The organism is Aliiroseovarius sp. B-4 (assembly GCF_056857795.1).
The window spans coordinates 12,790-28,792 of the sequence record NZ_JBSXNV010000026.1 but is presented as its reverse complement, the minus strand read 5'-3'; the positions used below and the strand labels follow the sequence as shown (position 1 = coordinate 28,792).

General features: G+C 57.1%; 14 protein-coding genes. 12 read left to right on the top strand and 2 right to left on the bottom strand.

Annotation, left to right across the window (positions count from 1 at the left end; all coding sequences use genetic code 11):
- Positions 1–122: 122 nt before the first annotated feature.
- The 10 genes from AC13C8_RS01910 (at position 123) to AC13C8_RS01865 (ending at position 11,213) form a co-directional block, all read left to right on the top strand.
- Positions 123–932 carry a hypothetical protein gene (locus AC13C8_RS01910; RefSeq protein WP_091433732.1) on the top strand — a complete coding sequence of 270 codons (810 nt, stop codon included), beginning with the start codon at positions 123–125 and terminating at the stop codon, positions 930–932.
- Between the two features lie 19 nt (positions 933–951).
- The gene (locus AC13C8_RS01905) at positions 952–1,824 is read left to right on the top strand and encodes a hypothetical protein (RefSeq protein WP_482846241.1); all 873 of its coding nucleotides are present in this window, start codon (positions 952–954) and stop codon (positions 1,822–1,824) included.
- Positions 1,825–2,121: 297 nt separating this feature from the next.
- Positions 2,122–3,552 carry a GMC oxidoreductase gene (locus tag AC13C8_RS01900; RefSeq protein ID WP_322787740.1) on the top strand — a complete coding sequence of 477 codons (1,431 nt, stop codon included), beginning with the start codon at positions 2,122–2,124 and terminating at the stop codon, positions 3,550–3,552.
- 36 nt (positions 3,553–3,588) lie between these two features.
- The gene (locus AC13C8_RS01895; RefSeq protein ID WP_091433323.1) at positions 3,589–4,575 is read left to right on the top strand and encodes an acyltransferase family protein; all 987 of its coding nucleotides are present in this window, start codon (positions 3,589–3,591) and stop codon (positions 4,573–4,575) included.
- A 37-nt stretch (positions 4,576–4,612) separates the two neighbouring features.
- Complete coding sequence (rfbC, locus tag AC13C8_RS01890; protein ID WP_091433322.1) at positions 4,613–5,143, top strand: dTDP-4-dehydrorhamnose 3,5-epimerase; 531 nt, start codon at positions 4,613–4,615, stop codon at positions 5,141–5,143.
- A gap of 38 nt (positions 5,144–5,181) precedes the next feature.
- On the top strand, positions 5,182–6,126 hold the full coding sequence (locus AC13C8_RS01885; RefSeq protein ID WP_482846240.1) for an NAD-dependent epimerase/dehydratase family protein: 945 nt from the start codon (positions 5,182–5,184) through the stop codon (positions 6,124–6,126).
- Positions 6,123–7,436, top strand: a complete 1,314-nt coding sequence (locus AC13C8_RS01880; RefSeq protein WP_091433317.1) for a protoporphyrinogen/coproporphyrinogen oxidase — start codon at positions 6,123–6,125, stop codon at positions 7,434–7,436. Before AC13C8_RS01885 ends, AC13C8_RS01880 begins: the two co-directional genes overlap by 4 nt.
- 298 nt (positions 7,437–7,734) lie before the next feature.
- Entirely contained in the window at positions 7,735–9,165 is a 1,431-nt protein-coding gene (locus AC13C8_RS01875; RefSeq protein ID WP_482846239.1) for a GMC oxidoreductase, read from the top strand.
- A gap of 211 nt (positions 9,166–9,376) precedes the next feature.
- Positions 9,377–10,288: a sugar phosphate nucleotidyltransferase gene (locus AC13C8_RS01870; RefSeq protein WP_218142264.1), complete on the top strand. Its 912-nt coding sequence runs from the start codon at positions 9,377–9,379 to the stop codon at positions 10,286–10,288.
- Positions 10,215–11,213, top strand: a complete 999-nt coding sequence (locus AC13C8_RS01865) for an NAD-dependent epimerase/dehydratase family protein (protein WP_218142263.1) — start codon at positions 10,215–10,217, stop codon at positions 11,211–11,213. Before AC13C8_RS01870 ends, AC13C8_RS01865 begins: the two co-directional genes overlap by 74 nt.
- Positions 11,214–11,250: 37 nt before the next feature.
- Here AC13C8_RS01865 and AC13C8_RS01860 read toward each other — a convergent pair whose 3' ends face one another.
- Positions 11,251–12,237 (bottom strand): glycosyltransferase, encoded by a 987-nt coding sequence (locus tag AC13C8_RS01860; RefSeq protein ID WP_177179404.1) that lies wholly within the window; start codon positions 12,235–12,237, stop codon positions 11,251–11,253.
- A gap of 450 nt (positions 12,238–12,687) precedes the next feature.
- Positions 12,688–13,818: an NAD(P)/FAD-dependent oxidoreductase gene (locus AC13C8_RS01855; protein ID WP_482846238.1), complete on the bottom strand. Its 1,131-nt coding sequence runs from the start codon at positions 13,816–13,818 to the stop codon at positions 12,688–12,690.
- A 133-nt stretch (positions 13,819–13,951) separates the two neighbouring features.
- Here AC13C8_RS01855 and AC13C8_RS01850 point away from each other — a divergent pair, with 133 nt between their 5' ends.
- Entirely contained in the window at positions 13,952–14,257 is a 306-nt protein-coding gene (locus AC13C8_RS01850; RefSeq protein ID WP_482846237.1) for a hypothetical protein, read from the top strand.
- A 4-nt stretch (positions 14,258–14,261) separates the two neighbouring features.
- Positions 14,262–15,893, top strand: coding sequence for a hypothetical protein (locus tag AC13C8_RS01845; protein WP_482846236.1), 1,632 nt, complete (start codon positions 14,262–14,264; stop codon positions 15,891–15,893).
- Positions 15,894–16,003 lie beyond the last annotated feature (110 nt).

The following is a 16,003-nucleotide window of genomic DNA, read 5'->3' as shown; positions in this document are numbered from 1 at the left end:
CCTGCAATCCGGGCTGCAGTTTGGCACGAAGGCACTGGACAGTTCAGGGGAAAATGGCCATTCCTAAACCCGAACGAGACTGGGCCTGCGCATGGGTGCGGCCAATCAAAGCGGAGTTTTTCATGGCAGAACTGAACCGGCGCCCCGTCGCATCGCTTTGGATCGGGGACAAGCTGCATTACCTGAATCAGCTTTGCCTGAAATCGCATATTCTGGCCGGGCACCCAACCACGCTTTATTGCACGGATGATGTGCAAAACGCGCCCGAAGGGGTCGAAATTCGCCCCGCGTCCGAGATTATGGATATTGATATGTCCATCGTCGACCAGACAAGCGCGTCATTCCTGTCCAACGTCTTTCGCTATAAGATGATCAAGAAGACCGACGCGATCTGGATTGACTGCGACGCTTTCTGCCACAAACCGTTTCCTGACGACATGAAGCATATCTATGCCGGTCACGGCTTTCGCGGCGCGCTGAATTGCGGCGTGGTCTCTATCCCGGCGCAGGGCGATTTGATCGACATGCTGCTGGATTACTATGAGAACCTGCCCGAGGCTCCGCCTTGGTTCAACAAGAACCAGAAGCGCAAGCTGGAACGGTTTGCGTCCGACCCGCTTGCCGTGCGGATTTACAAGGCCGAACGCACGGCCTTTGGTCCGCAGGCCTTCACCTACTTTGCCCAGCAGACCGGCGATTATAAACGGGCGCTCAGCCCGGATTACCTGTATCCGGTGCCGTTCCAGCTGAATGACATCTTCTATGACCCCTATGGCCGGGTCGAGGGACATTTCACCGACAACACCCTGTCGGTCCACCTGTATACCAACGGCACAAAGCCGTGGTGGCGCAAGAATGCACCGCTTGAAGGGTCTTATGCGGACCGGATGTGCAAACAGGTCGGCATCGACCCCAATCAGGCATTGAAATAGGATCTCACGAGTGGGGGCTGTGCCGGACACCAACGATCTGACGATTTTCTACATCGTCGAACCGCCGGATTACGAGATCATGGCGTGCAACCTTCTGGCTTCGATCCGAACTCATTTCCCGGCCACGGTGAAGGCCGTGGGCTACTGCCCTGAACACCGTTATGACGACCTGCACCCGGCAGTGCATCGAGCCCACGAAATGATGGGGGCAGAACTGCGGACCTTTTCAACCAAAGATCGCTTTGACCCTGCTTATCCGCATGGCAACAAAATGTTGGCCGCGTTGGAAAAACGCGACAGCGCCTTCTCGATGTTCGTGGATTCGGATGTGTTGTTTATCCGCGACAACACGCCCGAGAATATCGTCAAGCAGGGGCACGTGTCCTGTTCCATGGCCGCCTCGATGCTGTGGGCAGAACAGTCGGTCTGGGATGTCATCTATGGCGCGCTTGACATGCCGATCCCGTCTGAGCGTTACCCGCTGATGCGCCGCAGCAAGGGGGCTGTCATTCCTTATTTCAGTGCAGGTCTTGTGGCCTTTCCCGAACACGACACGGGCCAGGGACGTTTCCCGGATGTCTGGTATGACACCGCGCAGATAGTCGACAGCGTCGAGACATTGGAAAAACGCCGACCGTATCTTGACCAGATGACCCTGCCTGCCGCTATTCGCAGGGCGGGGCTTGACTGGAACATCCTGCCAGAGGAACAGCATTTTATTTTGGGCGGCAAACTGCGCGGGCGTTCCTTGCCCACAGATCTAGAGATCTATACGATCCATTACCGCAATGCCCGTAACCTGAAAGACAGTGGATATCTGAAAACCGCGCGCCGCTATCTCAATGCACATACCGGCGAGAAATTTGTGCGGCGGTTGGCTGAAAATACATAGAGCCGAACCCGCTGTTCATCGGATTTGCCACATCATGTATGGCTGATAAGGATGATTATGTTATATATGTAACAGGCTTGCGCGCGCTAATATCTTGATTTCTAATGGATTGGTGGATAGACTTCATACAGTTATTAACTTGAAACATTTATTTGACATGAAGAAAAAGAACTTGGCTTCCAGCATCAAACGCCGGTCGTTCCTTCGGCTCGCTATCCATTTACCGCTCTGCCTGATGGTGGGTGGGGCTGTGCTGAACACCCGAAATGGTTGGGTTCTCAGAAAGGACGACATCTAGTGTTTGTTCCCGAAACGTCGCCAGTATCGACTTCGGTTGATCCGGTCGACGTTTGCGTGATCGGGTCTGGACCGGCGGGAATGACCCTGGCGATCAAGTTGGCTGACTCTGGCCAGCGCGTCGCATTGGTCGAGGCTGGCAGCCTGGAATATGACGACTGGTCACAGGAACAGTACGAAGGCACTGTGGTCGGGGATCCTTACCACGATCTTGATAACGCGCGATTGCGGATGCTTGGTGGGTCATCGAACCATTGGGCGGGCCATTGCATTCCGTTGGAGCCCGAAGATTTCCTGTCGCGGGGCGCTGACGACAACACAGGCTGGCCAATCGACATCGGCGATATCTCTCCTTTTTTGGACGAGGCCTGTGAAATTCTTGAAATCCCCAATGATTTCCAAGACGCGGCCTATACCGACACGATCCGCAAGACCCGGTTTCAGTGGAGCCCGCCAGTCGTGTTCAACGAGAAATATTACGCCGATATCGCGCAATCCGCCAATTTGACGACTTATTTGGGCAGCACGCTGGTCGGGGTTGACCACGACGGGCAGCGATTGACCGCAGCCCGGCTTCAGCGGCGCGGCGGCGAGGAGTTTCGCCTGCCTGCCCGCACCTTCGCGCTCTGCACTGGTGGGATCGAAAATTCACGTCTTCTGCTCTGGCTTAACGCCCAGAACAACAACGCCCTTGTGCCCAACCACGATCTGATCGGGCGCTACTGGACCGAACATCCCCACGCACAGCTGGGCGAAGTGCTGTTTGAAGACCTGCCCCCGGATTTCTTCTATAATGACGAGGCAACCTTTTCGCTGACCCGCGCCCGGCAGGATCAAAGCGGCGTCTTCAACGCTGCGCTTCAGGTCGAGCGATATTCTTACAGCCGCACAAAAAAGTTGGTGGCAGATGTCGCCTGCATCGCCCCGGCCCTTGGATCGCGCCTATTCGAAGCGTTGGGGAAAAAGCTTGTCTGCGGCGCGCGTTTGCAGGGGCAGTGGGAACAGGCGCCGGTCGCGGAAAACCGCGTGGTGCTGGCGTCCTCGGCCCGCGATGCGTTCGGCATCCCACGACCGGAGCTTCATTGGCGCCGCAGTGAAACGGATCGGACCACAATCGTAGAGACAGTACGAATATTTGCCAATGAACTGGCCCAAACCGGCAAAGGCCGTGTGCGTCTGGCCGATTGGATTGTCGATGATGGCCCGATTCCGGATGACGGTATGATGGCGATCTGGCATCATATGGGGGGCACTCGGATGAGCCGCAATCCCGCGCGCGGCATCACGGACAAAGACCTGAAAGTGCACGGGTTAGAGAACCTCTATATTGGCGGATCATCAGTGTATCCGACCGGGGGGGGTTACGCCAATCCGACCCTGACGATTGTGCAGTTGTCGCTTCGGTTGGCGGCACATCTGACCCGCGCCTGAAGGGTCTGAACAAGATTATCAGATAGGACCCAAGTGATGACCTTGGCAAACGCTTTCGGCCCCGGATTCTTTCGCCTCGTGTTGGCAGGGTTCGTAATGCTCAGTCACATCTCGGCCCTGAATGTCGGCGAACCTGCGGTCTTCGTCTTTTTCATGCTCAGCGGTTATTGGGTGTCGTTGATGTATCTGAACAAATATGCCCATCACCCGCAGCCCTTACGCGTCTTTTACCTGTCACGCTTTCTGCGCGTCTGGCCCTCTTACGCGGCGGCTGTGGTGTTGAGCATTCTTGCCACCGGTCTGGTGACGGGCAACACGCCATATCAACTCCTTGCGGGCCTTCCGCTGTTTGGCGTCGCCTCGCACGGGTTGGATGCGCTGAACGTATCGTGGGCGCTGGATATCGAGCTTCAGTTCTATCTGTTTTTGCCGTTCACGTTGGTCGCGGTCAGGGTTTGGTCGCCCTGGGTGGTGATCACTTTGTCAATGCTGGGTGCGGTTGTTGGGTGGTGGCTGTATCTGACCATCGGCCTGAAAACCGTGCTGTGTTACCTGCCGATGTTTGCGGCTGGAATGCTGCTCGCAATCCGCGATACCACCTTCAGCAAACGGTTCGTCACCCTGTCAACGCTGGTGTTTATCATCGTCATCGCGGTGTTTTTTGCCAATGACACGCTTCGCGCATTCTTCATCAAAACCCGACCCAGCCCGTTCAACGAAGAATGGATGACAATGGCTTTGATGCTGTTGCTGCTGCCCTTCGTTGCTTGGAACGTGCGGCAGAAATCGGGATGGCTGGACGCGCATTTCGGCAACCTGTCCTACACTGTCTATCTGTTGCACTTCCCGGTGATCGCATTGGTCACAAAGCTGATGGGCGGCGGGCTGACACCGACCGAAAAATTGATTTTACCATTGGCCGTCGCGGTCGTTTCTGTTTTCTTCTACAGTATCGTTGATCGTCCCAGCGAAGCGTTTCGTCGCCGGGTGATGAAAAAGCAATTTGGAAAAGTGCCAGCCTAGCACTGGCGGGAAAAGTTATTGAACACAGGACAGGTGCATGAAATTTCACGAAACCCCCCTTAAAGGTGCGTTTGTCGTCGATCTGGAAGAAATATCCGATGATCGCGGCCATTTCGCCCGTGCTTTCTGCGCGGACGAGTTCAAAGCGCACGGGCTGAAGCCCGACATTGCCCAGATCAATCTGTCTTTCAACGAAAAGAAGGGCACAATTCGCGGGCTGCATTACCAGACCCCGCCAGCGGCCGAGGCCAAGTTCCTGCGCTGCATCTCGGGCGCTCTTTATGACGTGATCGTTGACCTGCGCCCCGACAGCCCCACTTTTCGCCAGCATTTCGGGATCGAACTGTCGGCCATAAACCGCACAGCGATCTATGTGCCCGAGATGTTCGCCCATGGCTATCTTGCCCTGACAGATGGCGCGCAAGCCTATTATTCGGCAAGCGAGTTCTATACACCGGGGGTTGAGGGCGGGTTGCGGTATGACGACCCGGCCCTTGGGATCAACTGGCCCATCCCCGTCGAGGTTGTCAGCGAAAAAGACGCGCAATGGCCGCTTATCGCTGAATAGCCCTTAAATAACCCCATTTTGCAGCAAATTAGGTTTTCATGGATTCGAAGTTGAACAATGCTCAGACAGTCCTCGTCACCGGGGCGACCGGGTTTATCGGGGCTGCGTGTCTGCCAAAACTGACCGATGCCGGGTTTGCGGTCATCGGCACTTATCGCGGCGACACGCCCCCTGCCCCGCGCGATGGCGTCACTTGGATCCGGGCCGATCTGGCGGACGCCGCCGATATTGACGCGGTGATGACGCAACACCGACCCAGCCATCTGTTGGCGCTGGCGTGGTATATGGGGCCGGGCAACCAGCAATCGCGCGAGAACTTCCGCTGGCTCAGCCGTTCAATCGACCTGCTGGCGGCCTTTGCGGACGCCGGCGGCACGCGCGTCACCTTCTGCGGTTCGTGCATGGAATATGACTGGAGCCAGCCCGTCACACTGAACGAGCGCACCACCCCCCTGCGCCCCGACACGCCCTATGGCGCGGCGAAGGCGGCACTGTTCTCGGCGTTCGGCTCTATGTGCGACACGCTTGACTTGTCCGGGTCATGGGCCAGACCGTTCTTTTTGTATGGGCCGGGCGAAAACCCACGACGATTGGCGGCCGATGTGGTCGTCTCCCTGCTTGAAGGGCGCGAGGCGCTGTGCACCCATGGCCAGCAGGCCCGCGATTTTCTGCATGTGGACGACGTGGCCGACGCGATGGTGCGCCTTCTGCAAAGCGATCTGACCGGACCGGTGAATATCGGCAGCGGCGCGGCGATCCCCCTGGCGACATTGATCAACGAGATTGGCCGCCAAACCGGCGCCGCCGACCTGATCCGTCTTGGCGCGCGCGAGGCCCGCCCTGGCGACCCGCCTCTGGTCGAAGCCGACATCACCCGTCTGCACGACGAACTGGGCTGGACCCCGACATTCGATTTGGAAACAGGAGTGGCCGATACCATCGACTGGTGGCGTCACGAATTGAAGAAAGAACAAGCGATATGAGCGATCAGAACATTGTCATTCTTGGGTCGGGCATGGCCGGTCTTGGCGCGGCCCATCATTTCCATGGCGCGGGTATTTCAACGCGTATGTATGACAAGAACGACTATCCCGGCGGACACACCGCGACCTTCGTGCATGACACCGGGTTCATCTTCGATGACGGCCCGCATATCTCGTTTTCCAAGGACGGACGGTTTCAAGAACTGTTTTCCGACAACGTGGACGGCAAGTTCGAGAAGCTGAACGCCTATGTGAACAATTATTATCACGGCGCATGGGTCAAGCACCCTGCGCAGGCCAACCTGCACAACCTGCCAGACGAGTTGAAGACCCAGTGCATCCTGGACTTTATCGAAGCATCGAAAAAAGATGTCGTCGAGAAGCCTGCCAATTACCTCGAATGGCTGATTTCAGTGTTTGGCGAGACCTTCGCCACCCATTTCCCCGCCGTCTACGGCAAGAAATACCACACCGTCGATGCCGACCAGATGAGCACCGTCTGGATGGGTCCGCGCCTGTATCGCCCCTCGATGGAAGAGGTCATCCGCGGCGCCGTCTTTGCTGAAACGCCGGATGTGCATTATATCTCGGACTTCCGCTATCCGACCGAGGGCGGGTTCATCTCATACCTCAAGCCGTTCATGGAAAAGACCGACATGCGGCTGGAACATAAGGTCATCGCGATCGACCCCAAGGCGCGGACCGTCGAATTTGCCAATGGCGTGGTTGAAAGCTACGACCACCTGGTGTCGTCGATCCCCCTGCCCGACCTGATCCCGATGGTCAAAGGCGCACCCGATCACGTGCGCGAGGCGGCGGCCAAACTGGCCTGCACCACCTGTATCACCGTCAATATCGGGCTGGCGCGCGACGATTTCACCCCGGCCACCTGGACCTATATCTATGACGAAGATATCTGCTTCACCCGCCTCAGTTTCCCGCACAAGATGTCACACAAGACGTGCCCGCCGGGCTGCGGGTCGATCCAGGCCGAGTGCTATTATTCGCACAAATACCGCCCCGTCGATGTCACCCCGGACGAGTTGATCCAGCCGGTGATCGACGATTTGGTGAAGATCGGCCTGATCCGCGAGGACGAAGAAATCCTGCACACCGACGCCCGCCTGATTCCGCACGCCAACATCATCTTCGACCTCGATCGCGAAACCGCGCTGCCGATCGTGCATGATTGGCTGAACAGCGTCGATATCAACTATGTCGGTCGGTTCGGTGAATGGGGCTATCAGTGGACGGACGAGGCGTTCAAATCCGGCGAACGCGGTGCCCGTCAGGTGATTGAAAAGATGTAGATGCGCGTTTCGGACCAGTTTGGCGTGTTCGTTCAACCGCTATACTATTGCGGATGTTGGCAATTTCCTGTTTCCGCAAGAGTATGCTACGTTAAAGGTCGCATGGTCCAAAGAATGCCACCTTCAACAGTGGACGCTGGTGGGCCAGGGTAATTTTAATTGAAGAGCCGGACGCCCGATATTTTGATGGCGCCAGGGAAACAAAGCACAACTTGTCGTTTTATAACAATATTATTTTAGCAAAGCACGCCTGAACAGCGAACGTGGCGTCCATTTTAGTCCGAGGGAGGGTTTTCAGATGTTTATCAATGCCAAAGATTTCCCCCGAACCCACATCGAAACAGCGCGGGTCTGCATTTTCGGATCTGGCCCTGCTGGTATGACACTGGCACATGAACTGGCCGAGGCCGGCATTGATGTCCTGCTGGTCGAAGCAGGCGGGGAAGAGGTCGAGGATGCCTCGCAGGCGCTTTATCAGGGCGCCGTTCTAGGGGACGAGTATTTCGACCTCGAATACGCCCGGCTGCGCTATTTTGGCGGCACGTCGGGGCATTGGGGTGGCATCTGCCGTCCGCTTGATCCATCGGATTTTCAGGAAAACCCCGTGGCCCCCGGGACCGGCTGGCCGATCGCGTCGGACGCTCTGCTACCTTACCTGAAACCCGCCGCCGAGGTTCTGGAAATTCCCGGAATTTTTAACGATCAGGCTCTTGGTGATACTCTACGTCGCACCAAGTTCGAATACAGCCCGCCCGTCAGGTTTGGCGAGAAATACCGCCCCTATGCCGATTCCAGCGAAAACCTGCGGGTTGTCCTGAACACGGCGCTGACCAACCTGACATCGGATGCGGGCCGCATTCAAAGCGCAACCGTTCAGACCATGCAAGGCACACGCTGGACCATCGAAGCCGACTACTTCGTGCTCTGCGCCGGGGGCATCGAAAACTCGCGTTTGCTTCTGTGGATAAACGAACAGAACGACAGAAAGATCATCCGGAACCACGATGGGATAGGCCGCTATTGGATGGAGCATTTCACCATGAGCGTCGCCGAAGTCATCGCCGACGCAGACGCGCTTGGACCGGACGAGGAGGGGCAGGCACGTTTCGCACTCAGCCCCGCGGCGCAACGGGAAAACGGCGTGCTCAATGCCTCGTTCGAGGTGAACCCAAATGCCTATACCGGCACGCGTGCCCTGATCGCAGACCTTCTGTGCATCGCGCCCAAGCTGGGCCAACGGCTGATGGGCGACAAGAAGTTGGTCTGCGGTGCGCGCATCATGGGTTATTGGGAACAGGCACCGACCGCCGACAATCGCGTGGCGCTTGGCGACGAAAAGGACGCGCTTGGCATCCCAAAAGTGGTGCTTCATTGGCAAAGGTCTGGGATCGACCGAAAGACCATCGCACGCTCGGTTCAGGCATTGGCGCAGGCGTTTGCGGATCTGGATATCGGGCGTGTGCGCCTGTTCGACTGGGTGTTGGACGACAACCTGCCGCTGCCCGCCGACGGGGTCATCGCAAGTTGGCATCACATGGGCGGCACACGGATGAGCGCCGACCCTGCCACCGGAGTTGTTGACGCAAACCTGAGGGTTCACGATCAGGACAACCTCTATATCGGCGGATCATCGGTGTTTGCCTCGGGCGGCTTTGCCAATCCAACATTGACAATCGTTCAGTTGTCACTCCGGTTGGCCGATCACCTGAAAAAACAATTGAGCGTTTAGTCATGCACAAAACCGACCTTCGCGCCCCCCCAACGAATTTTACGCTTAAGCGTCACACGCACAGCATTCACGGCAAAAAAACGTTGCCAGAGACGGTTATCGCTCCAATAGTTGTGCTGTCGGTTTGGAACGTCGATACAGTCAAGCGACTTAAGCAAATTTTCGGCGGCGGTCAGGTTTCATTTGGTTAAGATTTCTTGAGGAGGTAATTTTGAAAACGGTAATTTTTGCGGGTGGTAAAGGGTCGAGATTGATCGAAGAAACCCGCGTCCGACCAAAACCGCTGGTCGAGGTCGCGAACCGACCGATCCTGTGGCACATCATGCAGCATTATTCGACCTATGGGCATCATGATTTTGTGCTGGCGCTTGGCTATATGGGCGACCAGATCAAGAAATACGTGTCTGATCTGTGCCAGTATAGCGGCAATCTGCGGGTGGATTTTGCCAATCGAGAACTGTTTGGCGAACCCGAGGGGAACGGACATGATCAAGCCCCCATTCCGCCCTGGACCATCGACCTGATTGATACCGGTATTGATACCATGACCGGCGGCCGTCTTGCGCGGCTTGAGCCTTATCTGGGCGGCGAGACATTCATGCTGACCTATGGTGACGGCGTCTCGAATGTCGATATCGACGCATTGGTCGCGTATCACAAATCACATGGTAAACTCGCCACCATGACCATGGTGCGTCCCCTGACAACTTTCGGACATTTGTCGGTTGAAGAGGACGGGCAGGTCAACGGGTTCGAAGAAAAACCGGAAACTGCCGTGGATTGGATCAATGGCGGTTTCTTTGTTCTGGAACCAGAAGTGTTCCAAGCGGTCGCAGATGTGAACGGCGACGAAATCATGTGGGAAGAAGGCCCGCTGCCCAAGCTCATGGAAATGGGTGAATTGATGGCATACCGCCATCCGGGTTTCTGGTATTGTATGGATCACCTGGCGGACAAACGCCGGCTTGAGGAGATGTGGAAAAATGGTAACAGACCCTGGGCAACATGGGAAAACACGGAAGGTTCTTCTAACGGGGCATCTCGGCTACGTGGGGACGGTCACCGCCCCGGTATTGGCCGCGGCGGGAATCCAGGTGACTGGGTGCGATATAAATCTCTTTGATCAGGCTGATTTTCCGCCGGGCGGCGATCTGCCCGACATCCCCAATCTGGGCAAGGACATTCGCGACCTGACGGTCGATGATCTGCGGGGTTTTGATGCAGTCGTGCATCTGGCCGCGCTGTCCAACGATCCGTTGGGACAGTTGCGGCCCGGTCTGACCCAGGCGATCAACCACGAAGGCACCGTGCATGTCGCACGCTGCGCGAAAGAGGCAGGCGTGTCCCGCTTCGTCTTTGCCTCGTCCTGTTCGAACTATGGCAAGGCGGGCGAAGGCCTGGTGGACGAAGGCGGCAAGCTGAACCCGCAGACCGATTACGGCGTGTCCAAGGTGCTGGCAGAACGCGATCTGAAACCGTTGGCAGATGACGATTTCTGCCCGGTCTTCCTGCGGTTTGCCACCGCCTATGGGGTCAGTCCGCGAATGCGGTTCGATATTGTATTGAACAACCTGATTGCGCACGCGTTCACCACCGGCAAGATCATGATGATGTCGGATGGCACGCCGTGGCGGCCCATCATCCATGTCGAGGATATGGCCCGCGCCTTCCTGGCTGCTCTTGATGCCGATGCCGACGCGATCCGGGGCGAGGCCTTCAATGTCTGCCGCACGGAAAACAACTATCAGATCAAGGAACTGGCCGAGATTGTGGCCGACACCGTCGATGGGTCCGAGATCGACTATGCGTCTGATGCGGGACCGGACAACCGATCATATCGCGTCAGTTCAGCGAAGATCGAACGGTTGATCCCGGGGTTTGAACCGATCTGGGACGCCAAGCGCGGGGCACAACAGTTGTATGACGCCGTCAAGTCCTATGGTCTTGTGACCGACGATTTCGAGGGCCGCAAATACAAGCGATTGGCTCAATTGGAAGCGCTGGTTGCCGAAGGACGGCTGGACGAAGAATTCCGCGTCGTCGGTTAGCAACCCGTCAAACAGGACCGACAGGTCAGGCGATCACTTAGGTGGTCGCCTTCTCTTTTGTCTGTTCTGCCATCTTGACGCGTTCTGCCAACGCGGCACGACGAGCCTCCAATTTGGGGTGCGTGGGCAACCCGGCAAGCTCCAACACCTTTTCCCATCGGTTAAGATGATCGTGGTGCTTCAAGCATTGGGTGATATTGCGCTGTCGGATCTTGGCAAGCCGCTTTGGGTCTTTCTCAAGCGCGGCGATGATGTCGCCGATATTCGGGCAATCATACGGTGTCTCGATCACGGCGTCTTCCCAACCCAGATGCTTTCGGAACGCATCGCTGTCGATGTGGTTTCCCAACACAACGGCACCTGCCGCCAAGCCTTCCAGATACCGCAGTCCGAACTCGACCTGCCGGCCACGCTCTTCGGTCCGTTCCACTTTCGCGATGTATGAGAAAAAGTATTTCGCCCTTTTGAGCTGTCCGATGTAGTTATCTCTGTGCGCGCGATAGTCCTGCATGATCGCACGGCCAGAGATTGTTTCATACGAATAGAACGTCCCGGTTTTGTCCGCAAAATCAATCAGGGCTTTATGAGTGTTCGCATGGCCCACGCCGATGCTCAGCATGTCAATTGCGCGGTGCGGTGGATTGGGATAGGGGCAAAAGCGCATCATGTCCACGCCCCACGGCAGATACAGAACCGGAACGTTCAACCGCTCGCGCAAGACCTGTGCTGTTTCGACAAACGAGCAGATCACATGGTCAAACGTATTCAGTTGATCCACAAGGGCGGGGATTTGGTCCAGCCGCTGTAGCCAAAGCTCTTGTATCCAACAAATCGCCTTGGAAGACCGGGTCCTCCAACCTTTCAGGGAAGACAGGAAATGAAGGTCTTCCAGATGTGCGATGCTGTAAAAGAAAAGGTCATAGTCCTGCGAGAATTCGACCGACTTCAGCCCTGATGGCAATTGCAGCGCCTTCCCGACGCGTGCTGACAGATATCGCTTGGCTTTGATAAGCGGCCACGACATTTGCAGGGGATCGGGAGTGAAAAGCGTCGCATCATCCAAGCCCCGAGCAATCGCATCTTCAAATTCATAGCCGTGTGAACGGGAAACGTGGTTCTCATTATTTCTTAGTGAAAACAATGCGATACGCGCTGAATGTGACTCTTGTCCCATGCTAGAGAGCACCACCCCGGATCACCGAGGCTACACGGGTCGCAATTGCTCGCTGAATTCTCGACGGATTGACGGCACCGGATGTATGCATGGTAAGACCTCGGGTTGACAACAAAGTGTTCTAAAATCTATTTCGCGCTGTTAAACAGTGCTCTGGCAACAATAATTTTTCGCCGAGCATCTCTTTTTAATAAGCGCCTCACAGCTTTTCGGCAAGTATCTTGTCACCGATGTCCTCTGAATGCTGCCCGTGTATAACTTGATTATGTGTGGTCGATGGATGCAAACGACCTGCCCCGGTCAACCCTCGTCGGTCAGCAGATCAGCGACATGTTGTGCGATCGAAAGACAAGAGGTTAAGCCGGGTGATTCAATCCCATAAAGAAACACATGCTGCCCAAGGCCGTGATCGTTTGGCCCCTTGATACAGAAATCTGGATACGCAGCACCCGCTAACTTGGGGCGAACCCCGGAATAGCCGGGAACAAGGTCGGCATCGGTGATCGCGGGCCAGTATTGCCGGATCGCGTCCGCAAACGCACCACGCCGGTCGGTGCTGACGGCATAGTCGATCTGCGCGGGATCGTTTGACCCCAACCACTCTGTGTCCGGCCCGAATTTCGCCTGCCCCCCCATGTCCAGCGTCAGGTGAACGCCCAGCCCGCCATCACGTGGCACCGGATAGATAAGGGTCGAAAACGGTGGCTTGCGCCCCAGCCGAAAATAGTTGCCTTTCACAAGGGACAGTTCGGGCGGCGGCGGCAGGCCGTCGATGGCGCGCATCAGTTCCGAAGACCACAGCCCGGCGGCATTCACGAAAGACCGCGCACGCAACCGCAGAGGTTCATCGCCATTGATTTCAAGGGTGATCCGACCATCCGACCCCAACGCCCCACTGGTGATGGGTGCGCGCAGGGCGGTCGTGGTGCCGTGTGCCTCGGCCTCGCCCAGCAGGGCCAGCATCAGGGCGTGACTGTCCACGATCCCGGTCGACGGCGACCACAGCGCCGCCTTCACGTTCAGCTCTGGTTCCATCTCCAACGCCTCGGCGGCACTCAGGGGTCGCAGGTCCCTGACGCCGTTCATCGCGGCGCGCTCGGCGATGCCCGCAAGGCGCGGCACCTCGTCTTGCAAAGCTGCAACAATCAGCTTGCCACAACGTCGATGGGGCACACCTCTGTCGGCACAATACCTATACAAAAGCGCCTTGCCACGCACGCAATGCTGCGCTTTCAACGAGCCTTGGTCGTAATAGATGCCTGCGTGGATGACTTCGGAATTGCGGGCGCTGGTCTCTTCGCCGATCTGGGCGTTCTTCTCAAGCAGCCAGACCTCGCGCCCGGCCAGAGACAGCGCGCGGGCAATCGCGATGCCGATCACGCCACCCCCCGCAACCACCGTGTCAACGTCATAAGTATCCAAGGCGTTCATGGTCGTGGCTTATCCCCGTGGTGGTCGATGGCGGGCGGATGCCATGTCGGCACAAGGCAAAAGCCCGCGTTTATAGTATTATGACCACATTACCTTGTGATTCTGTTCTATTTTATTTGAGAAGCCGCATCTTATGCCAGCCACGCCGACGACCGATCTGACCTGTGCAACATCGTCCGGGCACCCCCGGGTCGGAGACCCGACCGCCCCCGGCTGGGTGATCTGGATCATCAACGGCCAGCGCGGATCGCTATCGGATATCTGGTTGGCCCTGTCGGGACTTGCCGCGCTGGGGTTGTTCGAGCTGTTTCACGTCGCCGATGGCGGCGCGTTGGATGCGCCCTCGCGGGTGTATGAAATCACGGGGCCATTCCTGATGACTATGGCTGTGGGGCAAGGCTGGCGATTGCGCGGCCACCGCCCTCTGCTGGATCGGTGATGTCATGTGGGCGGCTGGCGAAATATCCCCCGTTCCGGTCCTTGTCGCAGGGCTGTTTCTGTCCGTCGCTTCGCCAGCCTGGGCGCAGAACGAGGCGTGGAGCCTGGGCGAAACCGATCCCGCCCCTGTGGTGGTCAATGGCGGCGTCGCCTATCTTGCGCCGGTGCATCTGCCCCCACCGCCGCTGACCGACCGCCCGACCGTCCGGGTCACATTTCCCACCCTGACCAACGCCCCAGTCCTTGGGCCCAAAAAGAAAAAACGCGGCCATCAGTTGCTTGCGCAACTGGTCGCGCAGGGCAAGGCGGCAGGCAATCGCGGCGACCTGTACGACAATCGCGATCGGGGCCATTCCCGATTGAATGTGAAGGCTCACCCACAGCTGACCGAGTTGCTGTATCACCCGGTGTTGCGGGATCAGAATATAGATTATGGCGCCGCCGTCGGACTGTTGTTCGATGTCCCGGTGATCGGCAATTCCTCGACCGCTTTGACGGCTGGCCCGTTTGCGCGCTCCCTGCCGCGAATGGTTCTGACAGGGATGCAGCCCGGTGGGGCCGAGGCCCTATATCAGAATTACGTGAACGGGCAGATCCACGTCTATCCGTCCTATCGAGATCATGAACCCGGCGGAAAGGACATGCTTCCGGCCAATACACCCTATTACATCATTTCTCAGGGGTCGTCCGGCTCGGATCAACCGCATTTGGAAGCCTTGGCGATGATCCTTGCCGCATTTCGCCCCGATACAAAGGCGCGATTGATGGAAACGGGATTGTTGGCATCGACGGTTCAGATGGTGTTTCGTCGAAGTCGCAATCAGGTGCGCGAACGTGGGGCCTATCTGGCCGCTGTCGCCCACCCCACGGCGTTCCCGGCTGAGGGGATCAACCTTGAACGATTGGTTGCCCTCGCCAACGCCATACTGCCTGACAATATCCCGCCGATGGTCCAACTGTCGGTTCTGGAGGAACCCGAGAACCAACCGGGGGTCGACGTGTTTGGCGATGGTCTGTCCGAACGGTTGTTTGATACGCCTTCAGCGATCGCGCGTGTTTGGCGCAGTCATCGCTACAAACGCGAAATGGTTTTGTCCGCCAAAGACACCGTCGACCCCAATGGCCGCCCCCTGACCTTCAATTGGGTGCTTTTGCGCGGCGACCGCAGGCAGGTCACTATCGCACCACTGGACGACACCGGAACCTCGGCGCGGATCACGATTGGCTGGCAGGGGCCCAGTATTGTCGCCGGATCGGATGATGTGTCATCCAGTCGGGTCGATATTGCAGTGATCGCTTACAACGGGGTCTATGACAGCGCACCGGCATTCCTGTCGGTTCTGCTTCCCGATCATGAAACGCGCTACTACTCACCGGGGCCAGAGGCAGATATGCGAATCACCAGACTGGTGCGCACAGCTCGGGACGGTCAAATCTTTGACCCTGTTGTGTTTCCCAGAACAGACTGGGCTGATGATTTCACTTATCATGGGACATCACTGACGGGCTGGGTGCGGCGGTCCGAGTTTGGAGAGCAGAGCTTTGATGCAGAAGGAAAAACCGGTGGAAAACAGCCTCGTTATCCAATTGTCGAGGGCGTTGATGGCCTGCCTACGGTTGTCCAGCAAACCCAGTAATCACGCACTCATTGTTTCGTTTTCGTATACAGTTTGAACCTACCGCCCGAACAAGCCACGACTATACAATTGAAAAGTCTCATTCTTGCCTTATTCGGCACAAAATTGCC